We start from the raw sequence: 21,630 nt of genomic DNA, 5'->3' as shown, positions 1-21,630 counted from the left end.
AGTGGCCGAGGTGGCCGCTCCCCCGAGTTTCACCCACGGACCCGCGCGGCCGCAGTCAAGACGGCACCGGTCTCCGGTAGTGGTTCCCGGGCTGAATCCCGGGCACTTCGATCGAAGACCGGCCACGCTGTAACCGCGCTGTAGAGACCGCCGGGTCCTCGACGAAGGAGTACCGCACCACATGACAGAGCAGAAAGCTCTCGGCACCGAAACTCGCACCGCCGTCATCGACAACGGGTCGTTCGGCACCCGCGAGGTCGTCTTCTCCACCGGCCGCCTGGCCAAGCAGGCCGCCGGCTCGGTCATCGTCCAGCTCGGCGAGACCACCGTGCTGTCGGCCACCACGGCCAGCAAGGCTCCCAAGGAGCACTTCGACTTCTTCCCGCTCACGGTCGACGTCGAGGAGCGGATGTACGCGGCCGGCCGCATCCCCGGCTCGTTCTTCCGCCGCGAGGGCCGCCCGAGCGAGGACGCGATCCTCACCTGCCGCCTGATCGACCGGCCGCTGCGCCCGTCGTTCACCAAGGGCCTGCGCAACGAGGTCCAGGTCGTCGAGACCGTCCTCGCGCTCGACCCGCAGCACCCGTACGACGTCGTCGCCATGAACGGCGCCTCGATGTCGACCAAGCTCTCCGGCCTGCCGTTCAGCGGCCCGGTCGGCTCGACCCGCATCGCGCACGTCGAGGGCCAGTGGGTCGCCTTCCCGACCCTCGAGGAGCTCGAGCGCGCCACCTTCGACATGGTGGTCGCCGGCCGGGTCACCGCCGACGGCGATGTCGCGATCATGATGGTCGAGGCCGAGGCCACCCCGCACGCGATCAAGCTGATCCAGGCCGGCGCGATCGCGCCGACCGAGGAGGTCGTCGCCAGCGGGCTCGAGGCCGCCAAGCCCGCCATCCGCGAGCTCTGCCGCGCGCAGAGCGAGCTGGCCGAGGTCGCCGCGAAGCCGGTCCAGGAGTTCCCGGTCTTCCTCGACTACCAGGACGACGTCTACGCCGCCGTCACGGAGGCCGTCCGCGAGGAGACCGCCGAGGCCCTCAAGATCGCTGCCAAGCAGGAGCGTGAGGAGGCCCTCGACCGGGTCAAGGCCAAGGCGCACGAGCTGCTCGACGAGCGGTTCGAGGGCCGGGAGAAGGAGATCAGCGCGGCGTTCCGCTCGGTCACCAAGTCCGAGGTGCGCCAGCGCGTGCTGCGCGAGCAGATCCGCATCGACGGCCGCGGCCCGCGCGACATCCGGCCGCTGACCGCCGAGGTGGGCATCCTCCCGCGGGTGCACGGCTCGGCGCTGTTCGAGCGCGGCGAGACCCAGATCATGGGTGTCACCACGCTGAACATGCTGCGCATGGAGCAGGCGCTGGACACCCTCGCGCCCGAGAAGTCCAAGCGCTACATGCACAACTACAACTTCCCGCCGTACTCGACCGGTGAGACCGGCCGGGTGGGTTCGCCGAAGCGCCGCGAGATCGGCCACGGCGCGCTGGCCGAGCGGGCCCTGGTGCCCGTGCTGCCGTCGCGCGAGGAGTTCCCGTACGCGATCCGCCAGGTCTCCGAGGCGCTGGGCTCCAACGGCTCGACCTCGATGGGCTCGGTCTGCGCCTCGACCCTGGCGCTGCTGAGCGCCGGTGTGCCGCTGAAGGCGCCGGTCGCCGGCATCGCGATGGGCCTCATCTCCGACGAGGTCGACGGCAAGACGCAGTACGTCGCGCTGACCGACATCCTCGGTGCCGAGGACGCGTTCGGCGACATGGACTTCAAGGTCGCCGGCACCAGCGAGTTCGTCACCGCGCTGCAGCTCGACACCAAGCTCGACGGCATCCCGTCCGACGTGCTGGCGTCCGCCCTGCAGCAGGCGCACGACGCGCGGGCCACCATCCTCGAGGTCATGGACCAGGCCATCAACAGCCCGGCCGAGATGAGCGAGTACGCCCCGCGGGTCACCAGCGTGAAGATCCCGGTCGACAAGATCGGCATGGTCATCGGCCCCAAGGGCCAGACGATCAACGCGATCCAGGACGAGACCGGCGCCGACATCTCCATCGAGGACGACGGCACGATCTACGTCGGCGCGACCAACGGCCCGGCGGCCGAGGCGGCGGTGGAGCGGATCAACGCCATCGCCAACCCGACCCTGCCGAAGGTCGGCGACAAGTTCCTCGGCACGGTGGTGAAGACGGCCGCGTTCGGCGCGTTCATCTCGCTGCTGCCCGGCCGCGACGGCCTGCTGCACATCTCCAAGGTGGGCGACGGCAAGCGCGTCGAGAAGGTCGAGGACTTCCTCAACGTCGGCGACAAGGTCGAGGTCTCGATCGCGGACATCGACAACCGCGGCAAGATCTACCTCGACAAGGTCCGCCCCGAGGGCGAGGCGGCTCCCGAGGGCGCCGCTGCGGCCGCGTCCGACAAGCCGCGCGAGGAGCGTGCTCCCCGCGGTGACCGTGGCGAGGGCGGCGAGCAGCCCCGTCGCCGCCGGTCGCGCCCCAGCGGCGACCGTGGCGGCGACCGCGGCGGCGATCGCGGCTAAGTCACCACATGACAGCGAGTAACAACCGCGGGCCGGCCGAGAGGCCGGCCCGCGCCATTACCAAGACCCTGCAGGACGGCGTACGCCGTACCGTCCTGCCCAGCGGTCTGCGCATCATCACCGAGTCGATCCCGACCACCCGCAGCGCCTCGCTCGGCGTGTGGGTGGGGGTCGGCTCCCGCGACGAGACGCCCGCGCTGTCGGGCGCCTCCCACTTCCTCGAGCACCTGCTCTTCAAGGGCACGCAGAAGCGCTCGGCCCTCGACATCTCCGCGGAGATCGAGGCCGTCGGCGGCGAGACGAACGCCTTCACCACGAAGGAGTACACCTGCTACTACGCGCGGGTGCTCGACGCCGACCTGCCGCTGGCGGTGGACGTGCTCTGCGACGCGGTCGCCAACTCGGTGCTCGACCCGGCCGACGTGGAGACCGAGCGCGGGGTGATCCTCGAAGAGATCGCCATGCACGACGACGAGCCCGGCGACGAGGTGCACGACGTCTTCACCGAGGCGATCTTCGGCCCCGGCACCGCGCTCGGCCGGCTGATCTCCGGCACCGAGGCGACCATCTCGCCGATGACCCGGGCACAGATCAACCGGTTCTACCGCGCCCGCTACAAGGCGCCGCAGATCGTCATCACCGCGGCCGGCAACCTGGACCACGGCAGCGTCGTCCGCCTGATCCGGGCGGCATTGGCGGGCACTCCGCTGGACACCGCCGGCGCCCCGGCCGCCGTCCGGGACGGCTCGAAGCGGCACCGGGTCAAGCCGCCCGCCACCGTGGTACGCCACCGGGACACCGAACAGGCCCACCTGGTGCTCGGCTGCGAGGGCCTCGGCCGCGACGACGAGCGCCGCTTCGCCCAGGGCGTGCTCAACAACGTGCTCGGCGGCGGCATGTCCAGCCGGCTGTTCCAGGAGATCCGGGAGAAGCGCGGGCTCGCGTACTCGGTCTACTCCTACGGCAGCCAGTACGCCGACGCGGGCGTCTTCGCGGTCTACGCCGGCTGCGCGCCGGGCAAGGCCGAGGAGGTTCTCGAGCTGATCCGGGCCGAGCTGGCCGCGGTCGCCGCTCAGGGCGTCACCGCGACCGAGCTGGCCCGCGGCAAGGGCATGGCCAAGGGCACGTACGTGCTCGGCCTCGAGGACACCGGCTCGCGGATGAGCCGGCTGGCCAAGTCCGAGCTGCTCTACGGCGACATGATGAGCGTCGACGAGCTCCTCGCCCGGGTCGACGCGGTGACCCTCGACGAGGTCAACGCGCTCGCCGCCGAGCTGCTCACCCGCCCGATGTCGCTGGCCGTGGTCGGCCCGTTCGACGACGGCGCATTTCCGCCCGCCAGCTAGCCTGGGACGCCGTGACCATCCTCAGCCCCCCGCCCCCCGTCGACGAGCCGCTCCCGGCCGCCCGCCGGAAGCGCCGCATCATCGGCATGCTCGTGTGGGCGGCGCTGTTCGCGGTCGGCACGTACTTCATCGGCGTGCCGACCAGCGACCCGCTGATCGCCTTCGGCTGGCTCTGGCTCGCCACCATCGCCTGGCGCAGCGACCTGCCCTGGAAGCAGCACCTGCTGTTCCTGCGCGACTGGCTGCCGATCTCGCTGCTGCTGGTCGTCTACAACGTCTCCCGCGGGTACGCCGACGACCTGTTCGCACCGCACGTCACCGAGCTGATCCATGCCGACCGGACCCTCTTCGGCGGGCACGTCCCGACCATCTGGCTCCAGCAGCACCTCTACCGGCCGGACGTGGTGCAGTGGTGGGAGGTCGTCGTCTCCCTCGTCTACGTCTCGCACTTCCTGGCCGTACCGACCATCGGCGTGATCCTGTGGCTGCGGCGGCGGGAGCAGTGGGCGCGGTTCATGCGCCGCTGGTTCACGCTGAGCGTCGCCGGTCTGATCACGTATTTCCTCTACCCCGCCGCGCCGCCGTGGTGGGCGTCGCTGCACGGCCGGCTCCCGGAGCACGTCGAGCGGATCTCCACCAACGGGTGGAGCGCGATCGGTCTGCACAGCGCCGGCAACACCCTCAACGCACTGCAGGTCGAGGCGTCCAACCCGGTCGCCGCTATGCCGTCGTTGCACACCGCGTACGCGCTGATGGCCGTCGCGTTCTTCCTGCCGATGGTGGCGCGGCGCTGGTGGCCGCTGCTGCTCGCGTACCCGCTGGCGATGACCTTCACGCTGGTCTACTCGGGTGAGCACTACGTCATCGACGTGCTGGTCGGCTGGACGTACGTGGGAATGGTCTTCCTGCTGGTCGGGGCCGCCGAGCGGTGGTGGCGCAACCGGCATCCGACGGACCCGGATGCGGAGCCGGGGCCGGAGGGCGCCCTTGCGCCGGCCGGCAGTAAATTGTCCGCGTGACTGACGAGCGTGAACGGATCCGGGTGGGCGTCCTCGGCGCCCATGGCCGCATGGGTCTCGAGGTGTGCAAGGCGGTGGACGCCGCCGACGACCTCGAACTCGTGGCGAAGCTCGTACAGGGTGGCCGGCTGACCGAGGCCGCCGACGCCGGCGCCCAGGTGCTCGTCGACTTCACCACCCCCGACGTGGTGATGGACAACCTGCGGTGGGCCGTCGAGCAGGGCATCGACGTGGTCGTCGGCACGAGCGGATTCACCGAGGAGCGTTTCGAACAGGTCCGCACCTGGCTGTCCGCGAAGCCCGGCGCGAGTGTGCTGATCGCGCCCAACTTCGGCATCGGCGCGGTGCTGATGATGCAGTTCGCCGCCCGCGCGGCCCGCTACTTCGAGTCGGTCGAGATCATCGAGCAGCACCACCCGCGCAAGCTCGACGCCCCCAGCGGCACGGCGACCCACACCGCCCGGCTGATCGGTGCCGCCCGCGCCGAGGCGGGCCTCGGGCCGATGCCCGACGCCACCAAAGAGGAGATGGCCGGCGCCCGCGGCACGGAGATCGACGGCGTGCGGGTCCACGCGGTGCGAGCGGCCGGCCTGGTCGCCCACCAGGAGGTCCTCTTCGGTACGCCGGGAGAGACGCTGACCATCCGTCACGACAGCCTGGACCGGGTCTCGTTCATGCCCGGCGTCCTGCTCGCGGTGCGCCGGATCCGGAACCGCCCGGGCCTCACCATCGGCCTCGACGCGCTACTCGACGGATAACCCGGCCGGCAGCCCGCTGATCGTCGCGCCGGTCGCGCCGACCGTGACGTCCACCGGCGTTCCGCCGATCGCCAGCCCGGTCGCCGCCAGCTCGCCGAACGGCAGGCCTGGCAGCGGGTCGAGTCGTACCCGGCCGCCGGGAACGTCGGGTTCCAGACCCAGCACGGCTTGAAGCATGAGTACGGACGCCGCCGCGGACCAGGCCTGCGGGCGGCAGGCCGCCGGGTACGGCATCGGCCGGCTCAGCAGCGCCCGCGAATCCCCGGAATGCAGCTCGGGCAGCCGGTAGTCGAACGCCTCGGCGGCGGTCAGCAGCCCGTCGATCAAGGCCGCCGCCTCCGCGCCGAACCCGGCGCGGGCCATCCCTGCGGCGACGATCGCGGTGTCGTGCGCCCAGACCGAGCCGCAGTGGTACGACAGCGGCGCGAAGCCGCGGTCGTCGGTGGACATGGTCCGGAGCCCGTAGCTCCCGGACATGGCGTCCGAGGAGAGCGCCGCCACCACCGACCGCTCCTCGTCGCGAGTGAGCAGCCCGGTGCCGAGCAGATGCCCGATGTTGCTGGTCAGGGAGTCCACCGGCCGCCCGCCGCGGTCCAGGGCGAGGGCCGGGTAGCCGCCGGGCACCCAGAACCGGTCCCGGAACCCGATGGCGAGCGCGGCGGCGTACTCCCGCCACCGGTCGCCGTCCGGCCGGCCGAACGCGTCCAGCAGCGCGGCCGCGTCGAGGGCAGCCCGGCAGGCGTAGCCCTGCACCTCGGCCAGCGCGATCGGCGGCTGGGCCAGGCGTCCGTCGCGGAACCGCACCGCGTCGCCGGAGTCCTTCCAGCCCTGATGGACCAGGCCACGGCCGCTGACGTCCTCGTATTCGAGGAAGCCGCCGCCCTGTCCGGCGAGCCACCCCAGCGCGGCGTCGAGGTGCGGCAGCAGCTCGGCGACCCGATCGCCGGGCAGGCCCCAGCGCCACGCGTCGTGCAGCAGGCTGATCCAGAGCGGCGTGGCGTCGATCGTCCCGTAGTACGCCGCGGGCAGCGCCAGGCCCGAGCCGGGCAGGTGCAGATCCTCCCGCCGCAGCTCGTGCATGATCTTGCCGGGTGCCTCGCCGGAGACCGGGTCGAGCCGGGTGCCCTGACGGCGGGCCAGCACCCGCAGCGTGCCGAACGCGAGGCCGGTGCCGAGCGGCAGCAGCATGCGGGCGGCCCAGATGCTGTCGCGCCCGAAGAGCGTCAGGTACCACGGCACCCCGGCGCCCAGGTACGTGTCGTCGCCGTCGGCCAGCCGCAATCCGCGCAGGTCCTCGAGGGAGCGGGCGACGAGGCGGGCCAGCCGTCGGTCGCCCGAGGTCACGCGCGCCGGGTTCCAGTCGTGGTCGCGCACCGGTGGGGAGATCACGGCGGACGGGTCGTTCACCCGTACCGTGAAGGTCAGCTCGTGGGGCGCACCCGGCTCGAGCGTGACCGCCCAGCTCAGCCGGCTGCCCGGCCCGGCGCCGTCGTGGCCGGCCGTGACGGTGATGCCCTCGCGGGACCAGCGCAGCGAGCCCGGGCCCGGATGCGGAGCGAGCGGCGTGCCGGTGCCGCCCGAGCGCACCAGGGCCATCGGGGCGAGATCACTGGCCAGGTCGAGGGTCACGGTGGTGGTCACCGACTCGGACGCCTCGAGCGTGATGCGCTCGTCCATCCGCGCGGGGGAGACGACCCGCGTCCGCCGGATCCGCACCGTCGGACCGCCGGGCCGGCGCGCGAAAGCGACGAAGTGGATGGTCCCCGCCGAGGCCGGAGCGTCACCGATCGGCTCGGGTTCCTCGCCGTCGAGCCGCAGCACCGCCTCGGACAGCACGCGCGCATCGGCGTGGAACATGCCCTGCACCCCGGTCGCCCGGATCTGTCCGTCGGCGCCGCAGAGCACCGAGGTCGGCGCGGCGACGGCGACGACGAGGTCGTGCAGCAGCGGCTGCATCGGCTCAGGCCTGCTCGAGCCCGACGTGCAGCCGGAGCTGGTTGACCAGCATGTCGTCCACGTCCAGGGCGCGGGTGGCGCCGTCGGGCTCCCAGCCGGTCGACGTCAGGAACTTCTTCATCACGTCGTCGGCGTCGTACGCCCACGCCACCGCGGCGGTGAAGCCGTCCTCGCGCCACAGGTCGACGGTCGCCGCCAGCAGCCGGCTGCCGTGCCCCCGCCGGCCCCAGCGCGGCTCGACCAGCAGATCGGTGATCGCCGCGACGCCGTCGGCCAGCGGCGGCTCCTCGGGCGCCAGCGCCTGCTCGTCGGCCGGGCCGGCGGCCGCGAACCCGACCACCGTCTGCGCCGACTCGCTCTGCTCGACGGCTATCAGCACCCGGTGCCGTGGCGAGGGCGCGGACTCGATCGCCTCGGTCCACCCGCGGGCCAGGTATGCCTCGTCCAGGTTGGCGAGCACGTGCGCCGGGAACATCCGCCGGTACGCCGTACGCCACGTCGACAGCTGGATGCGCGCGATCTCACCGGCGTCCTCGGGACGGGCCGGACGGACGAAGCCGAGTGCCATGCGAGGCAGCCTACAGAGGCTTGGCGTACCGGACTTCGGGCAGATCCACGCTCGTGCCGTGCGGCCGCCACAGCTCCCGCGCGCCGTCGGTGCGCAGACCCGCACGCTCGTAGAACCGCCGGGCCCGGTGGTTCTCCTCCAGAACCCAGAGGCGCATGTCCGGGTACGCGCCCGCCAGCTCCTTCTCCGCGGCCTCGAGCAGCGCGCGCCCGGCACCGGTGTTCCACCGTTCGGGGGCCACGTAGAGGGCGTAGAGCTGGCCGTGCGCCCCGTCCTCAGGATCGGGTCCGAAGCCCGCGAGTCCGACGACGGCGCCGTCGTCCACTGCCAGCAGCGTCGTGCCGGACCTGCGACGGGCCACGAACTCCTCGTGCCTCAGGGCGGCGAGGTAGTCGGCCGGGACGATGCCGGCGTACGCGATCTGCCAGGTGCGCAGGTGCAGGGCGGCGGCTTCCTCGATGTCGGCGTCGGTCTGCGGACGGATCTCGAGCATTTTTGTCGTACCCATCCGTTAGCGTCGCGATCGATGGCCGTTCCTGAATCTATCTCCGTCGCGCAGGCCCGCAGGATCGCGCTGGCCGCGCAGGGGTTCGCCGACCCCGCACCCGGCGGCGCCACCGATCGGCGCCACCTGCGCCGGGTGCTGCGCCGCATGCACCTGATCCAGATGGACTCCGTCAACGTGCTCCAGCGGGCGCACTACATGCCGCTCTACAGCCGGCTGGGGCCGTACGATCCGGGGCTGCTGGAGCGGGCCGCCTACCGTGCCCCTCGCGAGCTCTTCGAGTTCTGGGGCCACGAGGCCTCGCTGATCACCACCGACCTGCAGCCGCTGTTCCGCTGGCGGATGGAGCGCGCGCGGGAGTATGCGTGGGGCGGCATGGTCCGCATCGCCACCCAGCAGCCTGAGCTGGTCGAGCGCGTGCTGAGCGAGGTCCGCGACCGCGGCCCGATCACCGCCGCCCAGATCGAGCACGACGTGCCCCGCACCAAGGACCATTGGGGCTGGAACTGGTCGGCGGTCAAGCAGGCCCTCGAATGGCTCTTCTACACCGGCCAGGTCACCGCGGCCGAGCGCACGACCTCGTTCGCCCGCCGCTACGACCTCACCGAGCGGGTCCTGCCCCGGCACGTCCTCGAGACGCCCACGCCGGCGCCGCAGGACGCGTTCCGCGCGCTGGTGGAGATGTCGGCCCGGGCGCTGGGCGTGGCGGCCGAGCCCGAGCTGCGGGACTATTTCCGGCTGCCGGTGGCGGGCTTCAAGCAGGCGCTGGCCGAGCTGGCGGAGGACAAGGTCCTGGTGCCCGTGACGGTCAAGGGCTGGAAGAACCCCGCCTACCTGCACCACGAGGCCCGTCTCCCGCGCTGGGTGCGCGCGGCGACGCTGGTCAGCCCGTTCGACCCGCTGATCTGGGAACGGGGGCGCACCGAGCGGCTCTTCGACATGAACTACCGCATCGAGATCTACGTCCCGGCCGCCCAGCGGCTGTACGGCTACTACGTCCTGCCGTTCCTGCTGGGCGACCGGTTCGCGGCCCGGCTCGACCTCAAGGCCGACCGCAAGGCGGGCGTCCTGCAGATCCCGGCGGCGTGGCTCGAACCGGCCGCCGACCAGGACGAGACCGCGGAGGCGTTGGCGGCGGAGCTGCGGCGGCTGGCCGCCTGGCTGGGCCTGAGCGCGATCGCGGCGCCCGAGAGAGGCGATTTCGCGGGACCGCTGACGTCGGCCCTCAAGGCGGGCTCCTAGCCGAGGGCCAGCGACATCCGGTGAGCTCGCCGTCCGGCACCGCCGTGCCCGCATGGCGAACGGTTTCGGCCGTTCTCGGGGCGCCGGGTGGTGTGGTGGCCGGTGTACCGTGGCGGCCATGAGCAGTGCGACTTCGCAGCCGGAGGTGTCACACCCGGCTCTGCCGCACCAGGTGCCGGCGTGGGACGGATACCCGCCGCCGTACCACCAGGAGCCTCAGCAGGACCGGGTCACCCGCTTCATCCAGCGCACATGGCGCAACTCGCCGCTCTGGGCGGCGCCCACGGCGATGCTCGTCTGCATGGCCGGCGCGGTCGGCTACACCCTGGCCACGCACCCCACCGAGGCGAACGCCGGCGCGGCGCCCAGCTGCCTGCTCAAGTACACGACCGGCTTCACCTGCCCGGGATGCGGCGGCACCCGCGCCGCGTGGTTCCTGCTGCACGGCGACCTTCCAGCGGCGGCTCGGCACCACGCGCTCTTCGTGTTCGCGGTGCCCTTCCTGCTCTACATGTACGTGGCCTGGGCGGGGAAGCGCCTCTTCGGCTGGCGGATCCCGCAGCTCGTCCTGTCCCCCGGTGTTATCGGGGCGTTCATCGCCGTCTGGGGTGTCTTCAGCGTGCTCCGAAACCTTCCCTGGGCGCCCTTCACCGCGTTCGCCGTCTGACTGCCCCACGGCGGCGCCGGGCGGCGTCCGATAAGTTGTTCGGTATGACGCACGACCCCGCCCGGCCCTTCGGCCGGCTGATCACGGCCATGGTGACCCCGTTCGCCACGGACGGCTCGCTCGACGCCGACGGGGCCGCCGCACTCGCCACCCACCTGGTCGACGAGCAGCGTCACGACGCGCTCGTCATCAGCGGCACCGGCGGGGAGTCGCCCACCACCACCGACGCCGAGAAGGAGACCCTCGTCCGGGTCGTCGCCGAGGCGGTCGGGGACCGGGCCCGGGTCATCGCCGGGGTGGGCACCAACAACACCGCGCACACGATCGAGCTGGCTCGCTCCGCGGAGAAGGCCGGCGCGCACGGTCTGCTGGTCGTGACGCCGTATTACAACAAGCCGCCGCAGGCGGGGCTGGTCCGGCACTTCACGGCCGTGGCCGACGCGACCGGGCTGCCCGTGCTGCTCTACGACATCCCGCACCGCTCCGGCGTGCCGATCGCCACCGAGACGCTGGTGCGCCTCGCCGAGCACCCGAACATCGTCGGGGTCAAGGACGCGAAGGGTGACATCGCGGCGAGCTCCGACGTGCTGCGGCGTACCGACCTGGCGTACTACTCCGGCGAGGACGCCGCCATCCTGCCGTTGCTGTCGGTCGGCGCGGTCGGGGTGGTCGGCACCTCGACGCACTTCATCGGGGCGCGGACCAAGGAGATGATCGAGGCGTACGAGCGCGGCGACGTCGCCGGCGCCCTCGCCCTGCACCGGCAGCTGCTGCCGTTGTTCACCGGCATCTTCCGCACCCAGGGCACGATTCTCGTGAAGGCCGGCCTGCGCGCCCTGGGCCTCCCGGCCGGGCCGGTGCGATCGCCGCTGGTGGACGCCACCGAAGCGGAACTGAACCAGCTGCGCCAGGACGCCCAAGCGGCCGGCGTGGACCTCTGACAACGGAAAGAAACACATGAGCCAAGCGCACGTCGAGCTGGATCCGCCTCCGCCGCTTCCCGAGGGCGCCCTCCGGGTCATACCGCTCGGTGGACTCGGCGCCATCGGCCGCAACATGACGGTCTACGAGTACGACGGGAAGCTGCTGATCGTCGACTGCGGCGTGCTGTTCCCCGACGTGGAGCAGCCGGGCGTCGACCTGATCCTGCCGGACTTCGACCCGATCCGGGACCGGCTCGACGACGTGCAGGCGATCGTCCTCACCCACGGGCACGAGGACCACATCGGCGCCGTGCCCTACCTGCTCGCGCTCAAGCCGGACATCCCGCTGGTGGGCTCGGAGTTCACGCTCGCGCTCGCCGAGGCGAAGCTGGCGGAGCGGCGGCTGGACCCGTACACGCTGACCGTGCGGGAGGGCGGCACCGAGCGGCTCGGCCCGTTCGAGTGCGAGTTCTTCGCGGTCAACCACTCCATCCCGGACGCGCTGGCCGTCGCCGTGCGTACGCCGGCCGGCCTGGTGCTGCACACCGGCGACTTCAAGATGGACCAGGTGCCGCTCGACGGGCGCATCACCGACCTGGCCGGGTTCGCCCGCCTCGGTGCCGAGGGCGTGGACCTGCTGCTGTCGGACTCCACCAACGCGGAGATCCCCGGGTTCGTCACACCGGAGCGCGACATCGGCCCGGTGCTCAACGCCATCTTCGGCAAGGCGAGCGGCCGGGTCATCGTGGCGAGCTTCGCCTCCCACGTGCACCGCGTGCAGCAGGTCATGGACGCCGCGTACGAGTACGAGCGCAAGGTGGCCCTGATCGGCCGCTCGATGGTTCGCAACATGGGCATCGCCCGCGACCTCGGCCTGCTGCGGATCCCGGACGGCCTGCTGGTCAGCCTGGACGAGGCGACGAACCTCCCACCGGACGAGATCGTGTTCATGTCGACCGGGTCGCAGGGCGAGCCGATGAGCGCGCTCGGCCGGATGTCGACCGGCGACCACCGGCACATCACGATCGCCCCCGGCGACACCGTGGTGCTGGCGAGCTCGCTGGTGCCGGGCAACGAGACGTCGGTCTACCGGGTCATCAACCAGCTGGCGCGGGCCGGTGCCACGGTGGTGCACAAGGACACCGCCAAGGTGCACGTCTCCGGGCACGCCCCGGCCGGGGAGCTGCTCTACCTGCTCAACGTCGTACGCCCGAGCAACCTGATGCCCGTGCACGGCGAGTGGCGGCACCTGCGCGCCCACGCCCAGCTGGGCATCGAGTCGGGCGTCGCGCCCGACCGGGTGGTGCTCTGCGAGGACGGCGACGTGGTGGACCTGGTGGAGGGGCACGCCCGGCACGTCGGGCGGGTCAAGAACCGCTACGTGTACGTGGACGGCCTCGCGGTCGGCGACGTGAGCGAGTCCCTGCTGACGGAGCGGCGCATCCTCGGCGACGGCGGCTTCATCTCGGCGACCGTGGTCATCGACTCGGTCACCGGCAAGGTCGTCGGCGAGCCCAGCGTCATGGCCAAGGGCTTCTCCGAGGACCCCGAGGCGTTCAGCCCGGTGATCCCGCTGCTCACCGCCGCGCTGCACCGCTCGGCGGAGGAGGGCATCACCGACACCCACCAGTTGCAGCAGGTGGTGCGCCGTACGGTGGGCCGCTGGGTCAACGACGCGTACCGCCGGCGGCCCATGATCGTCCCCACCGTGGTCGAGGTTTGACCTTTTTTTGAACTGTTCCGGGCTCGCCTTCGTATCGATGGGCACGGTGCCGCCCCCACGGCACCGCGATGCGAGGGGAGTACCGAATGCAGCGCAGAACGGTCGTCGCGATCGCGGCGACGGTGACGGCGGCGGGCGCGGCGGTGGCCTTCACCCTGCCGTCGATGGCGGGCACCACCCCGTCCCGGCGCTCCGCCGCCCAGCAGCCGGCCGCCGGGGTGGCCCCGCAGCTGCTCGCCGCGATGAAGCGCGACCTCGGCCTCAGCGCCGACGAGGCCACCGCCCGCGTGCAGCGGGCGAAGTGGGCCAGCGGCGTCAGCGCCAAGCTCCGCAGTGCCTCGGGTGACTCGTACGGCGGCTCGTGGCTGGGCAAGGACGGCACCACGCTGAACATCGCGATCACCGACGCCGCCCTGGCCGACGAGGTCCGCGCCGCCGGCGCCCAGCCCAAGCTGGTGCAGCGCAGCGTGGCCCAGCTGGACCGGGCGAAGCAGGCGCTGGACGCGGCCGCCACGAAGGCCGACCGCGACCTGCCCGGCTGGTACGTGGACGTGGCCTCGAACCAGGTCGTGCTGCAGGCGCTGCCCGGCGACGCCGCCCGCGCCCGGAACCTCGCCGACGACGCGGGCCTGCCGGACTCGGCGTTCCGCGTGGTGACGGTGAAGTCGGCGCCGCGGCCGCTGGCGGACGTGATCGGCGCCGAGCCGTACTTCATCAACCTCGGCAACGCCCAGGCCCGCTGCTCGATCGGCTTCGCGGTCGAGGGCGGCTTCATCACCGCCGGTCACTGCGGCGGGGCGGGCACCCCGACCACCGACGCCGACAACCAGCCGCAGGGCGAGGTGGCGGCGTCGGTCTTCCCGGGCAACGCCGACATGGGCTTCGTCCAGACGAACGCCGACGTGCAGCTGCAGCCGTTCGTCGACGACTTCGACGGCAACGCGCTGCCGGTCGGCGGTTCGACCGAGTCGCCGGTCGGCGCGGCGGTCTGCCGGTCCGGCTCCACCACCGGCACCTTCTGCGGGACGATCCTGGCGAAGAACCAGACGGTCAACTACCCGGAGGGTACGGTCACCGGCCTCACCCGTACCGATGTCTGCGCCGAGGGTGGCGACTCGGGCGGGCCGTGGCTCTCGGGTGACCAGGCCCAGGGCGTCACCTCGGGTGGCTCGGGCGACTGCAAGCAGGGCGGCGAGACCTTCTTCCAGCCGGTCAACGAGATCCTCGAGCGCAACAACCTGACGCTGCTCACCACGGGTGGCGGCGGCGCCGGTGCCGGCGACAACGGTGGCGGCGCGGCGGCCCCGCCGGCGGACGCGACGCAGCCGCCAGCCGAGGCGACCCAGCCCCCGGGCAACAACGGGAACGGCCAGGGCCGCGGCCGCGGCCACAAGCACCGCGGGCTGGGACAGCTTCTCGGCAACTGAAATTCCCCAAGACGTGCTGCCCGCGTAGGTCATCCTCCGTCCTACGCGGGCAGCGCTCTGTCTATACCGTGGTACAGGTGGGCTACTCGCTGCTGATAGCGGCCGCCGTCGGAGCGCACTTCGCGTTCCTGGCGTTCGGCATCTTCGGCGGTTTCCTGGCCTGGCGCTGGCCGCGGCTCATCTGGCTGCAGGTCGTCGCCGCGCTCTGGCTGCTGGTGATCGTCGTCGCCAAGCTCTACTGCCCGCTCACCTGGCTCGAGGACCGGGGCCGGGAAGGCCTGGGCAAGCCGGCGCTGGAGGGCGGCTTCCTGGACAACCACGCCGCGGGCATCTTCTATCCGCACGGCTACGAATGGGTCGCCCAGATCGTGGTGGCCGTGCTGGTCCTGACCTCGTGGATCGGCTTCGCGCTACTTCAGCGCCGCCACCGCCTCCGCCAGCTCGATGCCGGTGGCGATGCCGCAGACCATCACCTGGTCTAGCTGCTCGGGCGTGACGCCGTGTTCGAAGTCGGCGCCCACCTCGCCCACCACGTGCACCACCCCGTCGTCGCCGGTGTGCACGTACGCCTTGGGCCAGAGCCGGTCGTGGTTCCAGGCGTTGCAGAACGCGTAGAGCTGGGGCACGTCGTCGGTGCTGAACGCGGAATGGGTGAGCGCGCGGACCTGGAAGATCTCGTGGTTCTTGCCGAGCCGGAAGAAGTAGATCAGGCAGCCCTGCCAGTTGCCGCCGACGTCGCCGTCCTCGTCGACGAAGTGCGCGAATTCGCGGGCGGAGAGCGCCGAGACGATCATGTCGTGGCTGAGCGGCTGCAGGGGCGCGGACATGGTGATCATCCTAATCGGGGAAAAAGCGAATCCTGGTCACGGTGCGGCGCGCGGGCTCGCGGGCGCCGCACCGTTACGGTAAGGGACATGGCGGGCCGTACTCCTCCGGCGAGCCGGGGCCGTGCCGCGTCCAAGGGCGGTTCCGCGTCGGCGCGTGCCCGGCAACCGGCGCGCCAGCCAGCCCGCAAGGCCGCCGCTGCCGCCCCTGCTCGCAAGTCCACTCCGGCGCGCGCCAGGGCGCGCAGTGCCACGCGGGCGCGTCCCAGCGTCGGCTCGGCCGTCGCCGGGGGTGTCGGCCGCGGCATCGGCGCCCTCTGGATGGGGGTGGCGCACAGCGTCGGCTGGGTCGCCCGCGGCGTCGGCCGGCAGGCGGCCACCGCCAAGGAGATCGATCCCGAGCACCGCCGCGACGGTGCCGGGCTGCTGATGCTCGGCCTGGCGATCCTGGTCGGCGTCGCGGTCTGGGCGGGCTCCGCCGGCCCGGTCGGCACGTGGCTCGCCGATGCCGTCCGGCTCTTCCTCGGCGGCCTGGGCGTCCTGCTCCCGCTGCTTCTCCTGTACGGCGCCGTCCGCTTCATGCGCAAGCCGGCTGACCCCGAGCACCGGGGCCGGTCGGTGGTGGGCTGGAGCGCCCTGATCATCGCCACGGCGAGCCTGCTGCACATCAGCCGGCACCCCGCCGAGGACCAGCTCGCCGGCGCCGGCGGCCTGCTCGGGTACGGCGTCGGCTCGCTGCTGGAGCGCGCGGTCACCGCCTGGGTCGCCGTACCGTTGCTCATCTTGTTGTTCGTCTTCGGCCTGCTGGTCATCACCGCGACGCCGATCAACAAGATCCCCGAGCGGCTGCTGCTCCTGACCGACGTGCTGCTGGGCCGGTCGACCGCCCGCGCGCCGCTGCCCGGCCCCGACCTGCCCGATCTCGGCGACGAGGACGAGGACGGCGCGGAGGAGGAACCCAAGCGCCGCCGGCCGGCCCGCCGTCGCCAGGGCTCGCTCGCGGACATCGGCCTGGCCCCCGGCGAAGGCGAGGAGGGCCCGGCCGAGGACGAGATCCTGCACGACACGGTCGCCCTGCCGCGCGGCGCCAAGCTGCCGGCCAGCCGGAAGTCCCCGGAGCCGCCGGAGCACTCGCCGCTGCCGACCCGCGCCGAGCAGCTCGACATCAACTCGGTGCCGGGCGACTACCGCCTGCCGCCGCCGAACCTGCTGGGCAAGGGCACGCCGCCCAAGTCCCGCAGCCGCGCCAACGACGAGATCATGGCGGCGCTGACCGGCGTCTTCGACCAGTTCAACATCGACGCGCAGGTCACCGGCTTCACCCGGGGCCCGACGGTGACCCGCTACGAGGTCGAGGTCGGCCCGGGCGTCAAGGTCGAGCGGATCACCCAGCTGTCGCGCAACATCGCGTACGCGGTGAAGTCGCCCGACGTGCGCATCCTGTCGCCGATCCCGGGCAAGAGCGCGGTCGGCGTGGAGATCCCGAACACCGACCCGGAGAACGTCTCGCTCGGCGACGTCCTGCGCTCGCGCGCGGCGACGGCCGACCACCACCCGATGCTGGTCGCGCTCGGCAAGGACATCGAGGGCGGCTTCGTCGTCGCCAACCTCGCCAAGATGCCGCACATCCTGATCGCGGGCGCCACCGGTGCCGGTAAGTCGTCGTGCCTCAACTCGCTGCTCGTGTCGATCCTGACCCGGGCCACCCCGGACGAGGTACGCCTGCTGCTGGTCGACCCCAAGCGGGTGGAGATGACCGCGTACGAGGGCATCCCGCACCTCGTCACGCCGATCGTCACCAACCCCAAGAAGGCCGCCGACGCCCTCGAATGGGTGGTCCGCGAGATGGACATGCGCTACGACGACCTCGCGGCCAACGGCGTACGCCACATCGACGACTTCAACCGCAAGGTGCGCAACGGCGAGATCACGGCGCCGCCGGGCAGCGAGCGGGTCATGAAGCCGTACCCGTATCTGCTGGTCATCGTCGACGAGCTCGCCGACCTGATGATGGTCGCGCCGCGCGACGTGGAGGACTCGGTCGTCCGCATCACCCAGCTCGCCCGCGCGGCCGGCATCCATTTGGTGCTGGCCACCCAGCGGCCCTCCGTCGACGTGGTGACCGGCCTGATCAAGGCCAACGTCCCGTCCCGCCTGGCGTTCGCCACCAGCTCGCTGGCCGATTCCCGGGTCATCCTCGACCAGCCCGGCGCCGAGAAGCTGCTGGGTCGCGGCGACGGGCTGTTCCTGCCGATGGGCGCCTCCAAGCCGATCCGCATCCAGGGCGCCTGGGTGGACGAGAAGGAGATCGCCCAGGTCGTCAAGTTCTGCAAGGACCAGCGCGAGCCGGAGTTCCGCGAGGACGTCACCACGCCGGTGGCGAACAAGAAGAAGGAGATCGACGAGGAGATCGGCGAGGACCTGGACGTCCTGCTCCAGGCCATCGAGCTGGTGGTGACCTCGCAGTTCGGCTCCACGTCGATGCTCCAGCGCAAGCTGCGGGTCGGGTTCGCCAAGGCGGGCCGCCTGATGGACCTCATGGAGACCCGCGGCATCGTCGGCCCGTCGGAGGGCTCCAAGGCCCGCGAGGTGCTCGTCAAACCGGACGAACTGGAAGCAACCCTCGCTACCCTCCGCCTCGACGACTGAGCGGGGACTGCCGGTAACCTTGTCGGGTGTCCGTGACTCCCCCTGCGCGCCGCGTCGCTCTGCTCACCCTCGGTTGTGCCCGTAACGAGGTCGACTCCGAGGAGCTCGCCGCGCGCCTCGATGCGGGCGGATGGCAGGTGAGCACCGACGCCGAGGGCGCCGACGTGGTGGTCGTCAACACCTGCGGCTTCGTCGAGAAGGCGAAGCAGGACTCGATCGAGACGCTGCTCGCGGCCGCGGACACCGGCGCCAAGGTGGTCGCCGCCGGCTGCATGGCCGAACGGTACGGGCGTGAGCTGGCCGACAGCCTCCCCGAGGCGCAGGCCGTGCTGGGCTTCGACGACTACACCGACATCGCCGCACGGCTCGACGGCGTGCTGGCGGGGGAGCGGTTCGACTCGCACACCCCGCGCGACCGGCGGGAGCTGCTGCCGCTGACCCCGGTGCACCGCCAGGCGGCCAAGGTCGTCGTCCCGGGGCACGCCACCGTCGACGAGCACACCCCCGCCCACCTGCGTACGGTGCTGCGCCGCCGGCTCGACACCGGGCCGGTCGCCAGCCTGAAGCTCGCCAGCGGCTGCGACCGCCGCTGCTCGTTCTGCGCGATCCCGGCCTTCCGGGGCGCGTTCGTCTCCCGGGACCCGCAGGAGCTGCTCGCCGAGGCGGAGTGGCTGGCCAAGACCGGGGTGCGGGAGCTGGTGCTGGTCAGCGAGAACAGCACCTCGTACGGCAAGGATCTCGGCGACCCGCGGGCCCTCGAGAAGCTCCTGCCGCAGCTTGCCGCCGTCGACGGGATCGTGCGGGTGCGCGCCAGCTACCTGCAGCCCGCCGAGACGCGGCCGGGCCTGGTCGAGGTCATCGCCACCACGCCGGGCGTCGCCGCGTACTACGACCTGTCGTTCCAGCACTCCAGCGAGCCGGTGCTGCGCCGGATGCGCCGATTCGGTTCCACCGACCGCTTCCTCGACCTGCTGGCCTCGGCGCGGGCCCTCGCCCCCGAGGCCGGCGCGCGCAGCAACTTCATCGTCGGCTTCCCCGGCGAGACGAAGCAGGACGTCGAGGAGCTGGTCCGGTTCCTGACCGAGGCGCGTCTCGACGCCATCGGCGTCTTCGACTACAGCGACGAGGACGGCACCGAGGCCGCGGGCCTGTCCGGCAAGGTGCGCGAGGACACGATCAAGCGCCGGTACGCCCGGATCAGCGACCTGGCCGACGAGCTCTGCGCCCAGCGCGCCGAGGACCGGCTCGGCTCCCTGGTCGAGGTCATGGTCGACGCGGTGGACGCGGGAGAGGTCGAGGGCCGCGCCGAGCACCAGGCGCCCGAGGTCGACGGCTCCACCACCCTGGTGGCCGGCGACGGGCAGGTCGACCTGGCGGTGCTGCGCCCCGGCGACCTCGTGCGGGCCCGGGTGACCGCGACGGAGGGCGTCGACCTGGTCGCCGTACCGATCGAGATGATCTCGGCAGCACCTGTCGCCCGGACCGCACAGCCATGACCGACGAGCCGGTGCCGGTCGCCGCCACCCGGCAGGTCCCGCTGCACAACCCGGCCAACCTGCTGACGGCCGCCCGCATCGTGCTCGTCCCGGTCTTCGTGGTGATGGTCGTCGTCTCCGGCATGGCGGAGTCGGCCTGGCGCATCGCGGCCTGCCTGACCTTCTGCGTCGCCTCCGCGACCGATTTCGCGGACGGCTGGATCGCCCGGCGCTACGAGCTCGTCACCTCGTTCGGCAAGGTGGCGGATCCCATCGCCGACAAGGCCCTGACCGGCAGCGCGCTGGTGCTGCTCTCGGCGTACGGGAAACTGTCCTGGTGGGTGACGGGGTTGATCTTGATCCGCGAGTGGGGGGTCACCGCGCTGCGGTTCTGGGTGATCCGCTACGGCATCATCCCGGCCAGCCGGGGCGGCAAGCTGAAGACCGCTCTGCAGATCGCGGCGATCGCGTGGTTCCTCTGGCCCGTGCCCGCGCCGTTCGACGTGATCGGCACCGGGCTCATGGTGGCGGCGCTGATCGTCACCGTCGTCACCGGCGTGGACTACGTCCTGCAGGCGGTGCGCATCCGCCGGAAGGCGCGAGACTGACTACTCGCGTGGAATGTGGGCATATGACAGGCATGGACACCGGGGTAGCCGCGGCAGCCGCCGTGCACGCACTCGTCGAACGCCGGCAGACCCTCGCGGTGGCGGAGTCGCTGACCGGCGGGCTGCTGGCCGCCACTGTGGTGGAGATTCCCGGCGTCAGCTCCGTCTTCCGTGGCGGCCTGGTCGTGTATGCGACAGACCTCAAGCACTCGCTCGCCGGCGTACCCGAGGATCTGCTGGCCGACCGGGGCCCGGTCGACGCGGACGTCGCCAAGGCCCTGGCCGAGGGCGCCCGCGCCCGCTGCGGGGCCGACTGGGGCCTCGCCACCACCGGCGTCGCCGGCCCGGAGCCGCAGGACGGCAAACCCGTGGGGATGGTTTTCGTCGCCGTGGCCGGTCCCGGGCGCACGACCGTCCAGGAGCTCAAGCTCAGCGGGTCGAGGGCCGACGTCCGGCACGAGACGATGGTCTCGGCCCTCTCCCTCCTCGTCGATGAGCTGCGCGAATCCGGCGAGGGACCGGCTGATTGAGCCTTCGCGCCGCATCCTGCGTATCGATGGACGCGGCAGCACCGCGGACACCCGGCGCTTCCCGGCCGTCCCGGAATTCGGCGGGGCGGGATGTCGGCGTGGCCCGCAGCGGGTACGGTTGCGGGAAGCCTCCGGCGGCTGCCGGCGGCCCCGCCGCAGGAGGAGGTGCCATGGTCCTGCTACGCCGGGTTATCGGTGACGCACTTCGGGCGCGTCGGCAGGGACAGCACCGCACGCTGCGTGAGGTGTCGACCGCCGCCAACGTCAGCCTGGGATATCTCTCCGAGATCGAACGTGGCCAGAAGGAGGCGTCGAGCGAGCTGCTCGCCGCCATCTGTGAGGCGCTGGGCGCACGCCTGTCCGAGGTGCTCGGCGAGGTGAGCGACACGCTCGCGCTCGCCGAGGGCATGGAGGGTGTGCTGGTCCCCGTGGGGACCGCGCCGACCCAGTCGACCGGCTCGGGCGCCGCCGCGGCGCCGGAAGCCCCGGTCAAGGCCGCCTCGGCCGCGATGAGCGCCGCGGCTGCCGGAGCGAAGGCCGCCCAGCAGGCCAAGGAGGCGGCGCCGGTCCGCCAGGTGACCACCGACGGCACCGTGTCCGTCTCGGTCCGCCAGGACACGCCGCTCAAGGCCACCCTGCGCACGCGTCGCAAGCGCGAGCGCGATGTGATCTACGCCGCCTGAGTTTCGCGCCGGCCTTTCCCTCGGGGGCGGGGGTGGGGCCGGCTTCGTGTGCCCGCTCCCGGTGCCGCCTTACCGGGCCTGCACCGGGGCGTCGCCGGAACGCGGATCGGCGCGTAGCCTCGTGGTGGGGGGGTCCTCGGGTAACACCCTGAGATCCCCCCGAGGTCACGTGACGCCGGTGGCGTGGAGCTGACACGATGGAGCCC

At 72.1% G+C, this 21,630-nt stretch carries 19 protein-coding genes; 15 read left to right on the top strand and 4 right to left on the bottom strand.

Going from position 1 to position 21,630, the window contains the following annotated elements:
• Positions 1-181 precede the first annotated feature (181 nt).
• The 4 genes from ACIBO8_RS22760 to dapB all read left to right on the top strand — a co-directional run bounded on the left by ACIBO8_RS22760 (position 182) and on the right by dapB (position 5,644).
• Positions 182-2,521 (top strand): polyribonucleotide nucleotidyltransferase, encoded by a 2,340-nt coding sequence (locus ACIBO8_RS22760; RefSeq protein WP_396117283.1) that lies wholly within the window; start codon positions 182-184, stop codon positions 2,519-2,521.
• A gap of 8 nt (positions 2,522-2,529) precedes the next feature.
• A complete protein-coding gene (locus ACIBO8_RS22755; protein ID WP_396117282.1) occupies positions 2,530-3,867 on the top strand; it encodes a M16 family metallopeptidase in 1,338 nt (445 codons plus the stop codon).
• Between the two features lie 86 nt (positions 3,868-3,953).
• Positions 3,954-4,886: a phosphatase PAP2 family protein gene (locus ACIBO8_RS22750; protein WP_396117731.1), complete on the top strand. Its 933-nt coding sequence runs from the start codon at positions 3,954-3,956 to the stop codon at positions 4,884-4,886.
• Positions 4,883-5,644 carry a 4-hydroxy-tetrahydrodipicolinate reductase gene (gene dapB, locus ACIBO8_RS22745; RefSeq protein WP_396117281.1) on the top strand — a complete coding sequence of 254 codons (762 nt, stop codon included), beginning with the start codon at positions 4,883-4,885 and terminating at the stop codon, positions 5,642-5,644. The genes ACIBO8_RS22750 and dapB overlap by 4 nt, the downstream gene beginning before the upstream one ends.
• Here the strand turns inward: dapB and ACIBO8_RS22740 are convergent.
• The 3 genes from ACIBO8_RS22740 to ACIBO8_RS22730 are packed head-to-tail and all read right to left on the bottom strand — an operon-like array spanning position 5,630 to position 8,676.
• On the bottom strand, positions 5,630-7,600 hold the full coding sequence (locus tag ACIBO8_RS22740) for a glycogen debranching N-terminal domain-containing protein (protein ID WP_396117280.1): 1,971 nt from the start codon (positions 7,598-7,600) through the stop codon (positions 5,630-5,632). The two genes, dapB and ACIBO8_RS22740, sit on opposite strands and share 15 nt — an antisense overlap.
• A gap of 4 nt (positions 7,601-7,604) precedes the next feature.
• Entirely contained in the window at positions 7,605-8,168 is a 564-nt protein-coding gene (locus ACIBO8_RS22735; RefSeq protein ID WP_396117279.1) for a GNAT family N-acetyltransferase, read from the bottom strand.
• Between the two features lie 10 nt (positions 8,169-8,178).
• On the bottom strand, positions 8,179-8,676 hold the full coding sequence (locus ACIBO8_RS22730; protein WP_396117278.1) for a GNAT family N-acetyltransferase: 498 nt from the start codon (positions 8,674-8,676) through the stop codon (positions 8,179-8,181).
• 18 nt (positions 8,677-8,694) lie between these two features.
• Here ACIBO8_RS22730 and ACIBO8_RS22725 point away from each other — a divergent pair, with 18 nt between their 5' ends.
• The 6 genes from ACIBO8_RS22725 (at position 8,695) to ACIBO8_RS22700 (ending at position 15,137) form a co-directional block, all read left to right on the top strand.
• Positions 8,695-9,915, top strand: a complete 1,221-nt coding sequence (locus ACIBO8_RS22725; protein ID WP_396117277.1) for a winged helix-turn-helix domain-containing protein — start codon at positions 8,695-8,697, stop codon at positions 9,913-9,915.
• Between the two features lie 118 nt (positions 9,916-10,033).
• Entirely contained in the window at positions 10,034-10,582 is a 549-nt protein-coding gene (locus ACIBO8_RS22720) for a DUF2752 domain-containing protein (RefSeq protein ID WP_396117276.1), read from the top strand.
• Positions 10,583-10,626: 44 nt separating this feature from the next.
• Positions 10,627-11,523: a 4-hydroxy-tetrahydrodipicolinate synthase gene (dapA, locus tag ACIBO8_RS22715; RefSeq protein WP_396117275.1), complete on the top strand. Its 897-nt coding sequence runs from the start codon at positions 10,627-10,629 to the stop codon at positions 11,521-11,523.
• 16 nt (positions 11,524-11,539) lie between these two features.
• Complete coding sequence (locus tag ACIBO8_RS22710) at positions 11,540-13,228, top strand: ribonuclease J (RefSeq protein ID WP_396117274.1); 1,689 nt, start codon at positions 11,540-11,542, stop codon at positions 13,226-13,228.
• 86 nt (positions 13,229-13,314) lie between these two features.
• A complete protein-coding gene (locus tag ACIBO8_RS22705; RefSeq protein ID WP_396117273.1) occupies positions 13,315-14,655 on the top strand; it encodes a S1 family peptidase in 1,341 nt (446 codons plus the stop codon).
• Positions 14,656-14,732: 77 nt separating this feature from the next.
• Positions 14,733-15,137 (top strand): DUF2784 domain-containing protein, encoded by a 405-nt coding sequence (locus ACIBO8_RS22700; RefSeq protein WP_396117272.1) that lies wholly within the window; start codon positions 14,733-14,735, stop codon positions 15,135-15,137.
• Here ACIBO8_RS22700 and ACIBO8_RS22695 read toward each other — a convergent pair.
• A complete protein-coding gene (locus ACIBO8_RS22695) occupies positions 15,066-15,482 on the bottom strand; it encodes a YbjN domain-containing protein (protein ID WP_396117271.1) in 417 nt (138 codons plus the stop codon). The genes ACIBO8_RS22700 and ACIBO8_RS22695 overlap by 72 nt on opposite strands.
• 87 nt (positions 15,483-15,569) lie before the next feature.
• Between ACIBO8_RS22695 and ACIBO8_RS22690 the strand changes: the two genes are divergently transcribed.
• The 5 genes from ACIBO8_RS22690 (at position 15,570) to ACIBO8_RS22670 (ending at position 21,424) form a co-directional block, all read left to right on the top strand.
• Positions 15,570-18,128 carry a DNA translocase FtsK gene (locus tag ACIBO8_RS22690; RefSeq protein ID WP_396117270.1) on the top strand — a complete coding sequence of 853 codons (2,559 nt, stop codon included), beginning with the start codon at positions 15,570-15,572 and terminating at the stop codon, positions 18,126-18,128.
• Positions 18,129-18,154: 26 nt separating this feature from the next.
• Complete coding sequence (gene rimO / locus ACIBO8_RS22685; RefSeq protein WP_396117269.1) at positions 18,155-19,624, top strand: 30S ribosomal protein S12 methylthiotransferase RimO; 1,470 nt, start codon at positions 18,155-18,157, stop codon at positions 19,622-19,624.
• Positions 19,621-20,211 carry a CDP-diacylglycerol--glycerol-3-phosphate 3-phosphatidyltransferase gene (gene pgsA / locus ACIBO8_RS22680; protein WP_396117268.1) on the top strand — a complete coding sequence of 197 codons (591 nt, stop codon included), beginning with the start codon at positions 19,621-19,623 and terminating at the stop codon, positions 20,209-20,211. Before rimO ends, pgsA begins: the two co-directional genes overlap by 4 nt.
• Before the next feature lie 32 nt (positions 20,212-20,243).
• Complete coding sequence (locus tag ACIBO8_RS22675; protein WP_396117730.1) at positions 20,244-20,741, top strand: CinA family protein; 498 nt, start codon at positions 20,244-20,246, stop codon at positions 20,739-20,741.
• A gap of 170 nt (positions 20,742-20,911) precedes the next feature.
• Positions 20,912-21,424, top strand: a complete 513-nt coding sequence (locus tag ACIBO8_RS22670) for a helix-turn-helix domain-containing protein (RefSeq protein ID WP_396117267.1) — start codon at positions 20,912-20,914, stop codon at positions 21,422-21,424.
• The last annotated feature ends 206 nt before the right edge of the window (positions 21,425-21,630 follow it).

Origin of the sequence: Actinoplanes sp. NPDC049681, from assembly GCF_044465265.1 — a bacterium.
Lineage (GTDB): Bacteria > Actinomycetota > Actinomycetes > Mycobacteriales > Micromonosporaceae > Actinoplanes.
The sequence above is the reverse complement of the archived record's forward strand: the minus strand, read 5'-3'. Positions and strand labels throughout refer to the sequence as shown.